Below are 15,210 nucleotides of genomic sequence, written 5' to 3'. Positions count from 1 at the left end.
CCATGAGCAAGACATCCCCGTTCGACCTGACCGGCCGCACCGCGCTGGTGACCGGCGGCAACCAGGGCCTCGGCAAGGCTTTTGCCGTCGGGCTCGCCGAAGCCGGTGCGCGCGTTGCGTTCTCCGGCCGCAACGCCGAGCGTAACGAGAAGGTCGTCGCTGAAACCGCATCCGCGGGTCATCAGCTGCATGCGATCACCGCCGACATCACCAAGGCCGCCGACGTCGAGCGCATGACAGCCGAAGCCATTGCCGCCCTTGGGCATATCGACATCCTGGTGAACAATGCCGGAACCTGCTACCACGCCGAGTCGTGGGACGTCACCGAGCAGCAGTGGGACGACGTGTTCGACCTGAACGTCAAAGCGCTGTGGGCCTGTTCGCTCGCAGTGGGCGCGCACATGCGCGAGCGGGGCTCCGGTTCGATCGTGAACATCGGCTCGATGTCGGGCATCATCGTGAACCGGCCGCAGATGCAGCCGGCCTACAACGCCTCCAAGGCAGCCGTGCACCATCTCACCAAATCGCTTGCCGCCGAATGGGCCCCGCTCGGTATCCGGGTCAATGCGCTGGCCCCCGGCTACGTCAAGACCGATATGGCGCCCGTCGACCGGCCGGAGTTCAAGCGGCACTGGATCGATGACACCCCGCAACTGCGCTACGCGCTGCCCGAGGAGATCGCGCCCAGTGTGGTGTTCCTGGCCAGCGACGCGGCGTCGTTCATCACCGGCTCGGTGCTGGTGGCCGACGGGGGCTACACCACATGGTAGAAACCGGCGCATCCAACCGGAGAGTCGTGGTCAACTCACTCGACGACGTGGCTCTGGAGATCACCCCCGAGCCGGTACCGGGGCCCGGTGAGGTCAGGGTCCGCACCACCGTGGTCGGCATCTGCGGGTCCGATCTGCACGCCGCCTGCGGCCGCCATCCCTTCATCGAGCTGCCCTACCGGCCCGGCCACGAAGCCGTCGGGGTCGTCGACGCGGTGGGCCCCGGTGTCGAGGGCGGCTGGGTCGGCACCCGGGTGGCCGTCGAACCGAACCTGGCCTGCGGAAAGTGCCCGCAGTGTGCCGAGGGCCGGTACAACATCTGCCGGGAGCTGCTGGTGTTCGGCTGCCAAACCCCTGGTGCGCTGGCCGATTCGTTCACCATCGCCGCCGACCGGCTGGTGGCGCTGCCCGACGGGCTCGATGATCGGCACGCCATCCTGATCGAGCCGCTGGCCACCCCGGTGCACACCGTGCGCCGAGCCGCGGCCGCGGTCGGTGATCTGGCCGGCCGGCCCGTCGTGGTGCTCGGCGCGGGCCCCATCGGCCTGTTCGCACTGCTGGCCGCGCGCCACGCCGGTGCCCGCGTGATCGTCGCAGACCTGCTGGAATCCAAGCGGGCCAGGGCCGAAAGGCTCGGCGCAATCGGCACATTCGATCCCACCACCGCCGATGCCGTCGACACCGCACTGGGCCTCATGGGCGGGCCCGCCGCGGTGGTGATCGACTGCGTGTCGCGGGAAAGTTCGATGGCCCAGGCGGTGGACCTCGTGGACAAGGGCGGCGCCGTGATGATCGTCGGGGTGGCCGAGGGTGCGACGCCGGTGCCGCTGGGGCTGATCCAGGACCGCGAGCTCGCGCTGATCGGCAACCTCATGTACGTGCGGGAGGATTTCCTGGCCGCGCTCGACCTGTTGGCGTCGGGCGCCGTCCCGGTCGACGAGATCATCAGTGCGGAGTTCGATCTGGCCGATGCCGCAGCGGCATTCACGGCCTCTTCCGACGCCGAGAACGTCAAGGTGCTCGTCACCGTCGGCGCGGGCGGGCCGTCGTGAGCCAGGCGCTGCTGGAATGCACGGACATCCGCAAGAGTTTCGGCGGGGTTCCGGTGCTCAAGGGCATCACCCTGCGGCTCGAACCGGGCACCGTGACGGCCCTGTCCGGCGAGAACGGGGCGGGCAAGTCGACGCTTATGAAGATCGTCTCCGGCCAGTACAGTGCCGACCACGGCACCGTGTCGGTGCAGGGTAATCACCTCACGGCGGGCAGCACCCGCGATGCGGTCAAGAACGGCGTGGCCATCGTGCCGCAGGAGCTGGCCTCGATCGAGGACATGACGGTCTACGAAAACCTGTTCGTCGGAAGGGAACTCACGCGCGGGCCGTTCCTCAACCGGCGCGCGATGATCGCCGAGGCCAAGGAGACCCTCGCGGTTTTCGACGTGGCGATCCCGCCGACGGCCCGGATGGGCAGCCTGCCCGTCGGATTGCGTCAGATCGTGGAGATCGTCAAGGCCGCTCGCACAGGCGCCCAGGTGGTTATGCTCGACGAGCCCACCTCGGCCATCTCCGAGCGTGAGGTCGAGGGGCTGTACAAGATCGTGCGGCAACTCCGTGACCGGGGTGTCGCGATGGTCTACACCACCCACAAGATGGCCGAGATCCGCGCCATCGCCGACCGCGTGGTGGTGCTGCGCGACGGCGGGCTCATCCTCGACAAGGCGATCGCCGACGTCTCCGACGACGACATCGTCACCGCGATGATCGGCCGCGAACTCGACACGTTGTTTCCCGATCGCGGTGAGCCCGGCACCGATACCGTGCTCGAGGTTCGGGACTTGCACGTCGAGGGCGCATCCGGGCCCGTGTCGTTCAGCGTCAAGGCCGGCGAGATCGTCGGCCTCGCAGGTCTTGTCGGGGCTGGGCGGACCGAACTGCTGGAGGGCATCTTCGGGGCCAGGCGCAGCACCGGACAGGTCACGGTGCGCGGCAAGGCCGTCAAACGCAATCAGCCTGCGGCGGCGATCACCGCGGGGATGGCCATGGTTCCCGAGGATCGCAAACTCTCGGGCGCGGTGCTGTCGATGAGCGTGCTGGACAACGGCACGCTGCCGCGGATGTCGTCGTTCAGCGTGGCGGGCTGGCTGCGCGGCAAGGCCCGCACTACGGCCGTCTCGGAGGTGATGTCGTCGGTACGGCTGCGCAGCCGCGGGCTGGGACAGGAGGTCGGCACGCTCTCCGGCGGTAACCAGCAGAAGGTGGTGCTGGCGCGCTGGCTCACCGGCCAGGTCAACGTGCTGCTGCTCGACGAACCCACCCGCGGCGTGGATGTCGGCGCCCGCAGCGAGATCTACCGCATCATCACCGAATTCGCGGCACAGGGCATGGCCGTGCTGATGGCGTCTTCGGACATGCCCGAGGTCGTCGGCCTGTCGCACCGCGCGTTCGTGATGCGCGGCGGCGCGCTGGTCGGCGAGCTCGACCGCGAGGACCTCGACCACCCCGAGGTGCAGGAGTCGGTGTTCCGGATGGCCACCGCCCTCGCCGCCAGGGAAGACCACGCTGAGCAGGAGGAAGCATCGTGACGACCACATCCGAAGAGCCCGCCGCGACGGTGGCCTCGCCGACCACCGGCGAGCCCGTGCGGCTGTTCTCCCCGCAGTGGTTCGGCGGGATCGCCGTGCGCTACGCCATGGTGATCGTGATGCTGCTGGTCATCGCGTACTTCAGTTACCGCAGTGCGCGATTCGCCACACCGGACAATCTGATCACCATCCTGGTGGCCGCGGCACCATTCGCGCTGATCGCACTCGGCCAGACGCTGGTGATCCTCACCGGCGGTATCGACCTGTCGGTCGGCAGTGTCATCGCAGTCTCGGCGATGGCGGCGGCCGCCACCGCCAAGGCCAATCCAGGCCAGGTCTGGCTGACCGTGCTGGTGGCCATCCTCGTCGGGCTCGCCGTCGGCTGCGTCAACGGACTTCTGGTGTCCCGCTTGAACGTTCCGCCGTTCATCGCCACCCTCGGCACGCTGACCGCCGGATCGGGCATGGCGTACGTCATCGGCGGCGGGGCACCGATCAACGGGCTGCCCGCCGAGTTCGGCAAGATCGCCAACACCAAGATCCTGGGCTTGCAGATCCCGGTGCTGCTGATGATCGTCGGCATCATCGCTCTGGCGGTGATCATGAAGCGCACCACCTACGGCATGCGGGTCTACGCCGTGGGCGGCAACCGCAACGCCGCCGAGATCGCAGGCATCAACGCCCGCAACGTGTTGTTCAGCGTGTACGCCTTCTCCGGTGTGCTGGCCGGCCTGTCCGGCGTCATGCTCGCCTCGCGGGTCATCTCCGGCCCGCCCAACCTGGGCCGCGGCTACGAACTCGACGCGATCGCCGCGGTGGTGATCGGTGGTGCCAGCCTGATGGGTGGACGCGGCACGATCTGGGGTACGGCGTTGGGTCTGTTGATGATTCAGACGCTCAACAACGGCCTGGACATCCTGGTCGTGCCTGCGTACTGGCAGGACGTGATCAAGGGCGTGCTGATCGTGGCGGCCGTCGCCGTCGACGTGTGGTCGTCCCGGCGCCGAACATGACCGGCCCAGCAGGACTCAGCAGACCAACCCATCAAGTAGAGAGTGAGACAACCAGATGAGACTGTCGAGGCAGCTGGGCGTGATCGCGTCGGTCGGCGTACTCGGGTTCGGCATGACCGCATGCGGTGCGGGTGACCCGAACGCCAACAAGTCCACCCACCGCATCGGCGTGACGGTGTACGACATGAGCTCGTTCATCACCGCGGGTAAAGAGGGGATGGACACCTACGCCAAGGCCAACGACATCGAGCTCGTGTGGAATTCGGCCAACGACGACGTGTCGACACAGGCCAGCCAGGTCGACTCGCTGATCAACCAGGGCGTCGAGGCCATCATCGTCGTTCCGGTGCAGGCGGATTCGCTGGCACCGCAGGTCGCCGCCGCCAAGGCCAAGGGGATCCCGCTGCTGGCCGTCAACGCCGAGCTGCAGAGCCCGGACCTGGCAGGCAACGTGCAACCCGACGATGTCGCGGCCGGTGCCCAGGAGATGCAGATGATGGCCGACAAGCTCGGCGGCAAGGGCAACATCGTCGTCCTGCAGGGGCCGCTCGGCGGATCCGGTGAGATCAACCGCGGCAAGGGGATCGACCAGGTGCTCGCCAAGTACCCAGGCATCAAGGTGCTGGCCAAGGACACCGCCAACTGGAAGCGCGACCAGGCCGTCAACAAGATGAAGAACTGGATCTCCAGCTTCGGCAACCAGATTGACGGCGTGGTATCGCAGAACGACGACATGGGCCTGGGTGCCCTGCAGGCGCTCAAGGAGGCAGGCCGCAACGGGGTGCCGATCGTCGGGATCGACGGCATCGAGGACGGCCTGAACGCGGTGAAGAACGGTGAGTTCATCGGCACCTCACTGCAGAACGGCACCGTCGAGCTGTCGGCGGGCCTGGCGGTGGCCAACGCGTTGGTGAAGAAGCAGAACGTGAAGACCGACCCGGTCTACGTGATGCCCGCGATCACCAAGGAGAACGTGGATGTCGCACTGGCGCATGTGGTGACCGATCGGCAGAAGTTCCTCGACGGCCTCGTCGAGCTCACCAACAAGAATCTGCAGACCGGCGACATCGCGTACGAAGGTATCCCCGGCCAGAAGCAGCCTTGATGCGCGGCGGGGCCGGTCCTACGTGGACCGGCCCCGCACGCGTCACCGGGCGGCCAGTTCTCGCTGGGCCAGTTCGAGTACTTCGTCGGCGGTCGGCGGACTCTGCGGGTGATACGACAGGCACCACGGCGTGCGGATCTTGTTGAACGCCTCGCCTTCTGCGGCCAGGTAGAAATTCCCCGACCGCAGCTTGCTGATGTCGGGCACCAAACCGCCCTTCACCCTTGCCATCTCGCGTGCCACGGCGATCTGGGCCGGCGAATTGAGCAGGCCGTAGAACTGGGTGGTGGCGTTGCCGGGAATGTGATTGTGCAGGCCGCGCGGTGCCTGGGTGGCGAATACCAGGCCCAGCCCGTATTTGCGGGCCTGCGACGACAACGCGAGCGTGCTGTGGGTGCACGCCGTGGTGTGGCTGGACGGCGCGAAGTTCTGGGCCTCGTCCATCACCAGCAGCCCGCCCAGCGGCCGGTCGCCGGCAGGGTTGCGCTTGATCCACGCGAACAACGCCATCTGCAGCTGGTTGACGAAGCCTTCCCGCTGCTGCTCACTGGTCAGGCCCACCATGCTGATCACCGAGACGCGGGCGCGATAACCGGGTGACGGCGTCAGCAGGGCTCCGGGATCCACGGCTGTCCCGGCCCCGCCGAACAGCGGATCGTTGACGATCGCGGCCCGCAGGTTCTGGCTCAGCGCGGCGGCCAGTTTGCGGGCTTCGCCCAGCTCGCTGACCTCAAGCGGCAGGTTGCTGAGCAGGTCGAGAAAGCCGCTGAGCGTCACCGAATGCTGAGCGCCGTAGTACCGCAACGCTTCCCGCAGCACGGCCCGTGACTGAGTGGCCTTGGCGGTGTTGCCGGAGATCAGTGCCCGCGGTTCGAGCGCGGCGACCGCCGATTCGACCGCGTCGCCGAACTCATCCTCGTCATCGAGCACGCTGGCGAAATCGGGCAGCGGCTGGAAGCTCAGCGGCCGGCCGTTCGCCCGCCGCGGCGTCCAGACCACCACTTCCGTGTTGTCGAAGTAATCTTCGGCGCGCTCGTCGTCGGCGGGGTTCCAGCCCGGCGGCGGTTCCGGCCAGCGGCTGCCCAGCCGAGACAGATCGTTGTTGGGGTCGAGCACGATCGACGACACACCCCGCAGCGCGCATTCCTCGACCAGGCGGCGGATCAGGACCGTCTTGCCCGACCCGGAGCCGGCGAAGATGGCGGTGTGCTTGCGCAGCGCCGCCACGTCGACCGAAACCGATTGTCCCGAAACGGCATCCACGCCGAGCGTGATGGCTGTGGGGGAGTGCTCGACGGGGACGGATGGTACCTCGACGGGGGCGGGGATCGGCCTGGCGGCGGCAGTCTCGGGTGCCGGGATGGGCGGCGGCGCCTCACCGGCCTGATCGCCGAGCGCGGCGCGTAACACCGCGATGCCGTGCCCGGGTCTGCGCTGACGTAGCCACTCCGGCAGGTCGGGGTGGTTGTCGTCGATCAGATCACGTAGCGCGGTCATGGTGCGCAGATCGTCTTCGCTGAGCGGCAGCACCTTGCCTCCTGCCGCTTCGAACTCGGCGAGCATCGCGGCCGTCTTGGCGCCGTTGGGCCACGCGGTGTTGCGCAGCAGGAACAGCCGGCGCCGGTCGGCCCGGTCGCTGCTCAAACCCGTTGCCTCGCAAGCTTTGCGAATCCTGTTGAGCACCGCGACGGCGTTGCCCGATGCGATGGCCCGAAACGCCCAGTGCCGTTCGTCGTCGGTGCTGGCATCAAGGCTCTGGCGCAACCGGGCGTGCAGCACCACTCGGGAGCCGGGTGGCGGGTCGGGCCGGAACGTCTGCTCGCTCTCGCCGTGTTCGGTGATCCACGCTTCCAGTGCCGCGGTCAGCAGGCCCGGCATCGTGGTGTCCTCGCCGTCGGGATCGAGGGCGGCCGCGGGCACCGCGCGCCTGCGGTACTCGGCGAACCGGCGGTCGAGTTCGCCGGTGTCGCCGCGCGGCGCATCCCCACTCGACGGTTCGTGCGCCTCGGCCACCTCACCGGTCAACCGGGCCAGCTCCTCGACCGTGTCGCGCTCAAGGCAGCGCCGCACGTGGGCGTCGGCCCGCTTGAGCAACTGCCGCGGCGTGTACTGGGTGGCGTCATCGAACGCCGACGGGAGGATCGGCCAGCTCGGATACGGCGGAGCGAACCCCACGGCCCGATAACTGGCGGTGAAGCGCCGTTCCAGGATGGCGCGGCCGACGTCGGGCGTGGGCAGGCCCTGCAGCAGCGCGGTGGTGCGGAAGCGGTCGTGGACTGTCGCGGTGGCCCGGTCCTGGATGGCCTCCCACGCCGCGGGCAGGCACGCGACCACCGACACGGTCCTGCGCATCGTCTGGCGGATCGCCATCAGCCCGTGCGCGACGTGCTCGAGGTCGCGGTTGCCCGCCTCGGCGGCCTTCCGCTTCTCCGGAGACGGCACGTCCGCGTCGATGTCGGTGCGCTCGACGGCCTGCGCCAGCAGCGTGTCGATCTGGTCAAGGGCCAGCACCGCGGGGCCGGCCAGCGCGATGATCCGGGAGATGTCGCGCACGGATTCCTGCGCGGTCAGCGTCGGCGCGGGCAGGCCCCACACTGCGCGTTCGTCGCGTCCTGAGCTGTCGTTACCGGTGAGATACGCCTCGCCCATGTCCTGCAGCTCCAGGTCGGCGGCGGCCAGCAGCACCAGCGCCCGCACGGTGTGGTGGGTGCGGCGCACGGTCTCGCGGCGCGCCTTGTGCAGGGCGTTGACGAAGTCGCTGAGGATCTCGGGGGTCAGCTCATCGTCGCCGATGGTGGCCCGACGATTGGCTCGCGAGATGTGGGCGACCGACGACAGCTCCCACAGCAGATCCTTGAGCTGGGTGTCGCGTTCGCCGCCGGGACGGCCCAGGCTCTCCAGGATGCCTGACCGGGCAGACTGCCAGAAGCCGGCCGCATCGAGCAGTTCGACGAGGAAGAAGTACCCGCCGGCCAGCTGCACCTGTTCGCGTACCTGGCCGAGCAGATGCGTCTTGCCCGACCCGGCGGGGCCTCGGACCACCACGCCGAGCGGGCTGGAATCGGCTTCGCGCTGGGCACCGCCGAACGCCGCCATCACGTCGGCCATCGGTCGGTCGTGAAGTCCGCCGACGTGCAGCGAACCTTGCGAGTGCCAGAGATCGTCGGCGGTGGGTGCCCAGGTCAGGCGGAGGGCGCTGAGTGCTTCGCGGTGTTGCAACTCCATCAGGACTCGATCGCGATCAGGTGCTTGTGCTGATCGCCGATGGACACGGCGGCGGTGCGGTCGGCGGGGGTGAGCACCTTCTGGTTCTCCTCCGGGATCAGGCTGACGCCGGGTTGTTGGTAGAGGCTGATCAGTGCGGCATCGACGGTCGCGCGTGTGACGTCGGGAACCTCCTCGCGCAGCCGCAGCAGGCTGACCCAGCCGCCGGGCCGGGCGGCCAGCCGCGTGTACGCCGCACGCAGCCGGTCTTCGACACCGTCGGGCTCGGCGCGTGCGGGTACCTCCGGTGCGCCGTCGTCCGGCGGCAGGAACACGTCGGCGGGCACCAGGTCGGCGTGGTCGAAGTAGCGCCGCAGGGCGTGCAGCAGCGTGTAGAGCGCGCGGCCCTGGCCCTGGGATCGCGGCGGGGCGTCGGCGCCGAACAGCTCACGGGCCACCGCCCAGCCCGCGTCGGTGAGCTCGTGCACCAGGGGTCGTCCGGCGGTGGTCTCGATCAGGCCGAGGCGGTTGAGCCGGTCGCGGCCCGGCTTGTCGAGCTTCGGGCCGAGCCGTTCCAGTTCCGGGTTGGCTACCGGGCGGGACTCTGCCATCAACACCAGCAGAACTGCCTGCTCGGTGCCGGTCAGCTCGTCGGGGCTCACACTCACCGGGGGTGTCACCTTCCTGCCGGGATCGGCTCGCGCCGGGGCCCTGGCCCGCGCGGCGCACCGCGCGGTGCGCCGAGTTCGGGCCCAGCCGTCGAAATGGTCTCGGGGACCAGTTAACCGGATGCCAGTGACCGCTGCGGATCGGCCAGGTGTTGCGGGTCGACCTGGGCCCGTGACCGGATCAAGGTCTTGATGTCGTCGAGCACGTCCCACACGTTGACGTTCATGCCTGCCAGCACCCGGTTCTCCGCCGACAGCCAGAAGGCGACGAACTCGAGCTTGGCGACGTCCCCGCGGAACACCACCTGGTGGTATTCGGGGGCGTGTCCCACGTACTCCATGCCGAGGTTGTACTGGTCGGTGAAGAAGTACGGCAGCTCGGTGTATTCGGCAGGCTTGCCGAGCAGGCCCGCGACCGCGGTGGCGGGCTGCTTGAGGGCGTTGGCCCAGTGTTCGGTGCGGATGCGGGTGTCCAGCAGCGGGTGCTGGGCGGCGGCGATGTCGCCGACGGCGTAGATGTCGGGATCGCTGCTGCGCAGCGTCGCGTCGACCTGCACGCCGCCGTCGGCGATGGTCAACCCTGCCTGCTCGGCCAGCGTGATGTTGGGCGCGGCGCCGACCGCGACCAACACGGCATCGGCTGCCACGGTGGACCCGTCACCCAACCGCAGACCGGTCGCGCGTCCGTCGGCCACGGTGATCTCCTGCACCGATTCGTTCAGTCGCAGGTCGACCCCGTGATCGCGGTGCAGCTGCGCGAACACCTCGCCGACCTCGGCGCCGAGGGAACCCAGCAGCGGCAGCCGGGCCGACTCGACGACGGTGACGTTGACACCGCGTTCCCGAGCGCCTGCGGCGACCTCAAGCCCGATCCAGCCGGCGCCGACAATGGCCAGCGACGCGCCCTCGGTCAGCGTGTCGCGCAACGCCGTGGCGTTGTCGATGGTGCGCAGGTAGTGCACGCCTTCCGCGTCGCTGCCGGGGATGGGTGGGCGCCGCGCCGCGGACCCGGTGGCCAGCAGCAGCTTGTCGTAGGCGACGGTGCTGTCGTCGGGCAGGCTGACGGTGTGGTCGCTGGGATTGATGGCGGTGATCGTGGTGCCCGGCCGCAGGTCGATGTTGTGGTCGCGGTACCAGTCGGCGTCGTGGACGGTGAAATCGGTGAGCGCCTTCTTGCCTGCCAGGAATTCCTTGGACAGCGGCGGGCGCTCGTAGGGCAGCGGCTCCTCGGCGGCGAACAGGGTGACATGGCCGCCAAAGTCTTTGTCCCGCAGTGCTTCAGCAGCTTTTGCGCCGGCCAGGCCACCGCCGACGATCACGAACCTGGATGACTGTGACGCAGACTGAGTCATGCCAACTCAGCGTACTCGTGCCGCGAGTAGCCGCTTGAGGGTTCGGGCATTGCGCACTGCATGACCGCCGAGATCGTTGTTGAAGTACACGACGACGCGGTGGCCCTCGGCATCCCATGCGCGGATCCTCTCGGCCCATTGGGCCAGTTCGTCATCGGGATAGGAGCCGGCGTACATCGTGGCGTCGGCGGGTCCGTGCAGCCGGACGTAGGCCAGGTGACCGGTGGTGCGTGGTTCACACCGCAACCCCGGTCCGTTCATCACCACATACGCCGCGCCGAACCGCTCCAGCAGCTCATAGACCGCGGGTTCATGCCACGACGGGTGCCGTAGTTCCATCGCCGCGGGGATACGCGCGGGCAGCTGCGAGAGGAATCCGGCGAGCAGGTCGTCGTCCCGTTCGAGAGCCGGATGGGTCTGGACCAGCAGGGCTTCGGCACGGTCGCCCAGCGCCGTCCAGCAGCGGTCGAACCGCTCGATCCACGGTTCGGGGGAGCGCAGCCGGCGGAAGTGGGTCAAGCCGCGGTGGGCTTTGACCGACATGGTGAATCCGGCGGGCAGCCGCTGGTGCCATCCGGCGAACGTGGTGTCGCGGGGCCAGCGGTAGAAGCTGGCATTGAGTTCGACCGTGTCGAATTCCTCGGTGTAGCGGGCCAGCCGGGCCGAGACCGGCGTCCCGGTCGGGTACAGCACGTCGGTCCAGTGGTCATACGACCAGCCCGACGTGCCGATCCGGATCATGGCCATACCTGCTCCTCGCGTCCGCGGTCTCCACGGTAGTCACGGGACGTCGGTGTACTGCGGGACGAACGCGTCGCCCGAGAACGTGAATCCTTTGCCCGTCAGCTCCCGCACGCACGACACGCCGGACGATTGCTGCACGTTGCACCGAAAACCTGCCACCGCAAGCACTTTGCCGAACGGCAGCGGCTTGGCGCCGTCGACCGAGAAATCGGGTTCGGTCAGCGCGATGAATCCGGCGTCGTGGTCACGGTCGACGGCAACCGCGTTGGGCGCGCTGGTTCCGCCGCTGCCGTCGGGTACGGCGGTCGGCGCGCCGGGGACGGAGATGGTCGACAATCCGCTTGCCGACTGGCAGCCCGCCTTGTCGCGGGGCAGGATCGCGCAGCGCCAGCGTCCGCTGGGAGTGCTGAAGTAGTAGCCGGTGCGGCCGTTGACCTCGGTGGCGTAAGCCGAGCTGTCGACCAGGTTCGCGGTGCCGTACTGCGGCACGGGCGTGGAAGTGCTTGTGGCGGTTTGCGGGGGTGCCTCGCCGGTGTTGACGACTGTGCCGGACGTACACCCGGCCAGGGCCGCAGCTGCCGCAATCAGGACCGCACAACGTCTCACGACGCGCAACCATAGCCTGACGGCCGGCTCACGGCGTCACGCAGATGTCGCCGGCGAACGGCAACAGTGGCCACAGCGCAGTCTCCACGCCGAACGCCACCAGGTTCGCGCCCGCGGGAAGCCGCGTCAGCAGCGCCTTCTCGATCGCCCCGACCTGCTCGGCGTGAAAGAAGCTCCAGCCAAGGCCGACCACCAGGTACGGGATGGCCAGCCACATCAGGGTTTCGAGCAACTGCTCGACGCTGACCCGGCGGCCGAGGACCCGGCGGAGCATCAGATCAGCGGCCGGCCGGAGCGGGCCCGGCGGCGCACGTCGGCGAGCAGCAGATAGCTTCCGCCCTGCCGGAGGAACACCGGCAGGAACCGATTGCCGAACGCGACCAGCAGAAACAGCCACTCGAACAGCCGCTGGCGCGTCGGTCCCCAGCCGACCCCCAGCGCATCACGGAACACCGGAGCCAGAAAACCCGCGGTGAGAAACCGCAGCAACGGCCGGAACGGCACGCGCAGCAGTGGATTCACCATCTTCAGGGCGACCAGGTCGTGCAGGTAGGCGCCCACGACGTCGTCGATGGCCACGTGCGCGCAGGCGGTGTCCCAGTAAGTGTCGAACTCGGCGCGGGTGGCAGGCCACTGCTCCTGGGTGACCTGCAGTGTGGTGCCCAGCGTCGCCGCGGACTGGTAGAACTGCTCGGCCTGCTCGGCTGACATCTCGCCGCGCAGCAGCTGGTAGGTGTCCTCCAACCCGACGAACAGGCAGGCCGCCACCCACAGCTGCAGGTCCCGGTCGAAGGCGTTGTAGGCCACCGGGCTTGACGGACCTGATCGCACCTGCCGGTGCGCGACGTCGACGGCGGCGCGGAATGCCTTGCGGTCCTCGGGGCTGCCGAGGATGGCGACGGCCAGATAACTGAACGTGGTGCGGGCCCGCTTCCACGGATGCTTGAGGAGGTTGCCCGAGTCGACCGGGCTTTCCACCACTCCGTACCCGACGCCCGGGCGGGCCAGTTGCATGATGACGTTGGCCGCGCCCGCCGCGAAGGCCCAGAAGTCCATGGCGTCGGCGACACTGACCGGGTAGTCGTCCCACCGGGAGGTGCGGCGTTTCACCGAGATCCGGGTGGCGAGAACGTCGTTGCCCACAGGCATGGATGCGGATCCCTTCATGTCATACAGACGTTGGCGAACAACAGCACCGGCCACGACACGATGGAACCGAGGAACGACACGACAGCGTCGGTGCGGTCCATGCCGTGCAGGTGATCCACGTGGGTCACCGACCACGCCACGCCGATGACCAGGTAGGGGACGGCAAGGATGATCGCGGTGCCGATCCACTCGGCGATCGTCATCTGAAAGCCCAAGATCTTGCGTACTGCGGTCAGCATGAACCGGTCACCCCCGTCGTCGTGCCCTATGTTAATGGCCATTCTGGCGGGGGCGGTGCGGTTCGGCCAGATTGGCTATGTCATGCGGTCGACGTCGCGCCGTCTGTCAGCTCGGCTTGCAGGCCGGAATCCAGCGAAACCCGGATCAGGGCAGCGGCCAGTTTCGCGGTATCGCGCGGCGCCATCCGGCCCAGGGCCGCGGGGCTGGCGGGCAGTCCGAGATCCGCCGCGGCGGCCAGCGCGCGATCATCGAAATACGGGCGCACCCACGGCCAGGTGTCCTGCACCTCGCGCAGGAAGATGTCTGCGCCGGTATCGCCGATTCCCTTGAACCGCATCAGCAATCGCTTGGCCGCGCCCGTGTCGTGCTCGCTCTTGTCGGCGAGCCGACGCAGGTCTCCGCCGTACCCGTCGCGCACCGCGGTCGCGATCGCGGACATCCGGGTTGCGGAACTCTCGTCGTAGCGGGCGTAGTGGGCCCGGCCGAACGCCTGGATCATCGTCTGCCGGTCGGCATCGAGCACCGCCTGAGGCGTGCGCAACCCGCGGCTGAACAGTTCGCGGGCGGCTTGTGTCGCGATCCCGGCGTCGATCGGTTTGCTCGCGAGCATGCACATCGCGAGCAGTTCGAACAGTGGCATGGGCTTGTCCCGCAGGTGAATACCGGCTTGCTCGGCGTATGTCGTCCCGGCGGTGTCGAGCAGGCGCCGGACCAGATCGTCTTTGGCCATGCCGTCCGCGTACCCGCTGCTGCGTCGCGGAAACGCGGTGTCACTTGGGTGGCAGGCCCTTGGCGAAACCGACGCCCCGCGCGACCCAGCTCTGCAGTTGCCGCTTGGTGCGCACCCCGGCCGGGTCGACGCGGAGCCAGCCGCGCATCTCGCGTCCACCCATCACCATCAGTTCGACGTGTTCTCGGCTCAGCAACTGCTCGGCGTCCTCCGGAGGCACCCGTACCAGCAGGCCGCCACCGCGGTTGGCCGCGATCGCCATGTTGCCGTTGATCAGGAACGCCAGTCCGCCGAACATGCGCTTCTCCTCGACGCCGCGTTCGGCGGCGACGAGTTCGCGGATGCGGTCAGCGAGGTCCGGGTCGAAGGCCATGGCGTCGGCTCACTCGTCCGAGTTGTCCTGGGATTCCAGCTCGGCGCGGAACGCGGCCTCCCGTGCCAGGTGGCGGGGCCTGCTCCGCAGCACCGTCCAGGCGATGCCGAGCACGATGAACCACACCGGCGTGACCAGCAGCGCGTGCAGCGTGTCGGCCTTCTGGGTGAACGCCCAGACCAGGAACACGAAGAACGCCAGCACCACGTAGCACATCGCGATGCCACCGGGCATCTTGAACTTCGACGCCTCGTGCAGGTGAGGACGCCGCCGGCGATACACCAGGTAGCTGGTCAGGATGATCGTCCAGACGAAGATGAAGCACAGCGACGAGATGGTGGTGACGATGGTGAACGCCTCGATGATCGAGCCACCGACGGCTACCATCACCACACCCGAGAGCAGGAACACCCCGGACAGGAACAGCGCGTTGGCAGGCACATGGCGCGAGGTGAGCTTGCCGAAGGCCGACGGCGCGTCACCTTCCTGCGCGAGGCCGTAGACCATTCGCGAGGTGGAGTAGATACCGGAGTTGGCCGACGAGGTCGCCGACGTGAGCACCACGAAGTTGACCACAGACGCGGCCACACCCAGCCCCGCGAGGCTGAACATGGCGACGAACGGGCTGCGGTCGGCGCTGATCTCGCGCCACGGGGTGACCGAGATGATGACGGC

16 protein-coding genes are annotated in these 15,210 nt (G+C 68.4%); 5 read left to right on the top strand and 11 right to left on the bottom strand.

Annotation, left to right across the window (positions count from 1 at the left end; translation table 11 throughout):
• Positions 1–2 precede the first annotated feature (2 nt).
• The 5 genes from A5784_RS18605 to A5784_RS18585 are packed head-to-tail and all read left to right on the top strand — an operon-like array spanning position 3 to position 5,469.
• Complete coding sequence (locus A5784_RS18605) at positions 3–770, top strand: SDR family NAD(P)-dependent oxidoreductase (protein WP_064946379.1); 768 nt, start codon at positions 3–5, stop codon at positions 768–770.
• Entirely contained in the window at positions 764–1,822 is a 1,059-nt protein-coding gene (locus A5784_RS18600) for a zinc-dependent alcohol dehydrogenase (RefSeq protein WP_064946378.1), read from the top strand. The genes A5784_RS18605 and A5784_RS18600 overlap by 7 nt, the downstream gene beginning before the upstream one ends.
• On the top strand, positions 1,819–3,351 hold the full coding sequence (locus A5784_RS18595; protein ID WP_064946377.1) for a sugar ABC transporter ATP-binding protein: 1,533 nt from the start codon (positions 1,819–1,821) through the stop codon (positions 3,349–3,351). Before A5784_RS18600 ends, A5784_RS18595 begins: the two co-directional genes overlap by 4 nt.
• Entirely contained in the window at positions 3,348–4,364 is a 1,017-nt protein-coding gene (locus tag A5784_RS18590; protein ID WP_232006128.1) for an ABC transporter permease, read from the top strand. Before A5784_RS18595 ends, A5784_RS18590 begins: the two co-directional genes overlap by 4 nt.
• A 55-nt stretch (positions 4,365–4,419) precedes the next feature.
• Entirely contained in the window at positions 4,420–5,469 is a 1,050-nt protein-coding gene (locus A5784_RS18585) for a substrate-binding domain-containing protein (protein ID WP_064946375.1), read from the top strand.
• Positions 5,470–5,511: 42 nt separating this feature from the next.
• On the opposite strand, the gene A5784_RS18580 is transcribed toward A5784_RS18585, so the two are convergent.
• The 11 genes from A5784_RS18580 to A5784_RS18530 form a co-directional block, all read right to left on the bottom strand.
• Positions 5,512–8,694 carry a helicase HerA domain-containing protein gene (locus tag A5784_RS18580; RefSeq protein WP_064946374.1) on the bottom strand — a complete coding sequence of 1,061 codons (3,183 nt, stop codon included), beginning with the start codon at positions 8,692–8,694 and terminating at the stop codon, positions 5,512–5,514.
• The gene (locus A5784_RS18575; protein ID WP_064946373.1) at positions 8,694–9,341 is read right to left on the bottom strand and encodes a hypothetical protein; all 648 of its coding nucleotides are present in this window, start codon (positions 9,339–9,341) and stop codon (positions 8,694–8,696) included. Before A5784_RS18575 ends, A5784_RS18580 begins: the two co-directional genes overlap by 1 nt.
• A 113-nt stretch (positions 9,342–9,454) precedes the next feature.
• The gene (locus A5784_RS18570; protein WP_064946372.1) at positions 9,455–10,693 is read right to left on the bottom strand and encodes an NAD(P)/FAD-dependent oxidoreductase; all 1,239 of its coding nucleotides are present in this window, start codon (positions 10,691–10,693) and stop codon (positions 9,455–9,457) included.
• 6 nt (positions 10,694–10,699) lie between these two features.
• Positions 10,700–11,434: a DUF72 domain-containing protein gene (locus A5784_RS18565; RefSeq protein ID WP_064946407.1), complete on the bottom strand. Its 735-nt coding sequence runs from the start codon at positions 11,432–11,434 to the stop codon at positions 10,700–10,702.
• Between the two features lie 39 nt (positions 11,435–11,473).
• On the bottom strand, positions 11,474–12,043 hold the full coding sequence (locus A5784_RS18560; protein ID WP_064946371.1) for a hypothetical protein: 570 nt from the start codon (positions 12,041–12,043) through the stop codon (positions 11,474–11,476).
• Positions 12,044–12,071: 28 nt separating this feature from the next.
• Positions 12,072–12,317 carry a hypothetical protein gene (locus A5784_RS18555; RefSeq protein ID WP_064946370.1) on the bottom strand — a complete coding sequence of 82 codons (246 nt, stop codon included), beginning with the start codon at positions 12,315–12,317 and terminating at the stop codon, positions 12,072–12,074.
• On the bottom strand, positions 12,317–13,192 hold the full coding sequence (locus tag A5784_RS18550; RefSeq protein WP_064946406.1) for an oxygenase MpaB family protein: 876 nt from the start codon (positions 13,190–13,192) through the stop codon (positions 12,317–12,319). The genes A5784_RS18555 and A5784_RS18550 overlap by 1 nt, the downstream gene beginning before the upstream one ends.
• Before the next feature lie 14 nt (positions 13,193–13,206).
• Complete coding sequence (locus tag A5784_RS18545) at positions 13,207–13,431, bottom strand: hypothetical protein (protein ID WP_064946405.1); 225 nt, start codon at positions 13,429–13,431, stop codon at positions 13,207–13,209.
• An 80-nt stretch (positions 13,432–13,511) separates the two neighbouring features.
• Positions 13,512–14,162 (bottom strand): HhH-GDP family DNA glycosylase, encoded by a 651-nt coding sequence (locus A5784_RS18540; protein WP_064946369.1) that lies wholly within the window; start codon positions 14,160–14,162, stop codon positions 13,512–13,514.
• 40 nt (positions 14,163–14,202) lie between these two features.
• On the bottom strand, positions 14,203–14,535 hold the full coding sequence (locus A5784_RS18535) for a TfoX/Sxy family protein (protein WP_064946368.1): 333 nt from the start codon (positions 14,533–14,535) through the stop codon (positions 14,203–14,205).
• 9 nt (positions 14,536–14,544) lie between these two features.
• Positions 14,545–15,210: amino acid permease (locus A5784_RS18530; RefSeq protein WP_156750647.1), on the bottom strand; the 666-nt coding region annotated here is incomplete at its 5' end.

This window comes from Mycobacterium sp. 852013-50091_SCH5140682 (genome assembly GCF_001665685.1).
GTDB lineage: Bacteria > Actinomycetota > Actinomycetes > Mycobacteriales > Mycobacteriaceae > Mycobacterium.
This window is presented reverse-complemented; position numbering and strand designations above follow the sequence as displayed.

Coding starts and splice junctions, on each gene's coding strand:
- A5784_RS18605 (WP_064946379.1), top strand. CDS start 3: ATGAGCAAGACATCCCCGTTCGACCTGACCGGCCGCACCGCGCTGGTG.
- A5784_RS18600 (WP_064946378.1), top strand. CDS start 764: ATGGTAGAAACCGGCGCATCCAACCGGAGAGTCGTGGTCAACTCACTC.
- A5784_RS18585 (WP_064946375.1), top strand. CDS start 4,420: ATGAGACTGTCGAGGCAGCTGGGCGTGATCGCGTCGGTCGGCGTACTC.
- A5784_RS18580 (WP_064946374.1), bottom strand. CDS start 8,694: ATGGAGTTGCAACACCGCGAAGCACTCAGCGCCCTCCGCCTGACCTGG.
- A5784_RS18570 (WP_064946372.1), bottom strand. CDS start 10,693: ATGACTCAGTCTGCGTCACAGTCATCCAGGTTCGTGATCGTCGGCGGT.
- A5784_RS18565 (WP_064946407.1), bottom strand. CDS start 11,434: ATGATCCGGATCGGCACGTCGGGCTGGTCGTATGACCACTGGACCGAC.
- A5784_RS18555 (WP_064946370.1), bottom strand. CDS start 12,317: ATGCTCCGCCGGGTCCTCGGCCGCCGGGTCAGCGTCGAGCAGTTGCTC.
- A5784_RS18550 (WP_064946406.1), bottom strand. CDS start 13,192: ATGCCTGTGGGCAACGACGTTCTCGCCACCCGGATCTCGGTGAAACGC.
- A5784_RS18545 (WP_064946405.1), bottom strand. CDS start 13,431: ATGCTGACCGCAGTACGCAAGATCTTGGGCTTTCAGATGACGATCGCC.
- A5784_RS18540 (WP_064946369.1), bottom strand. CDS start 14,162: ATGGCCAAAGACGATCTGGTCCGGCGCCTGCTCGACACCGCCGGGACG.
- A5784_RS18535 (WP_064946368.1), bottom strand. CDS start 14,535: ATGGCCTTCGACCCGGACCTCGCTGACCGCATCCGCGAACTCGTCGCC.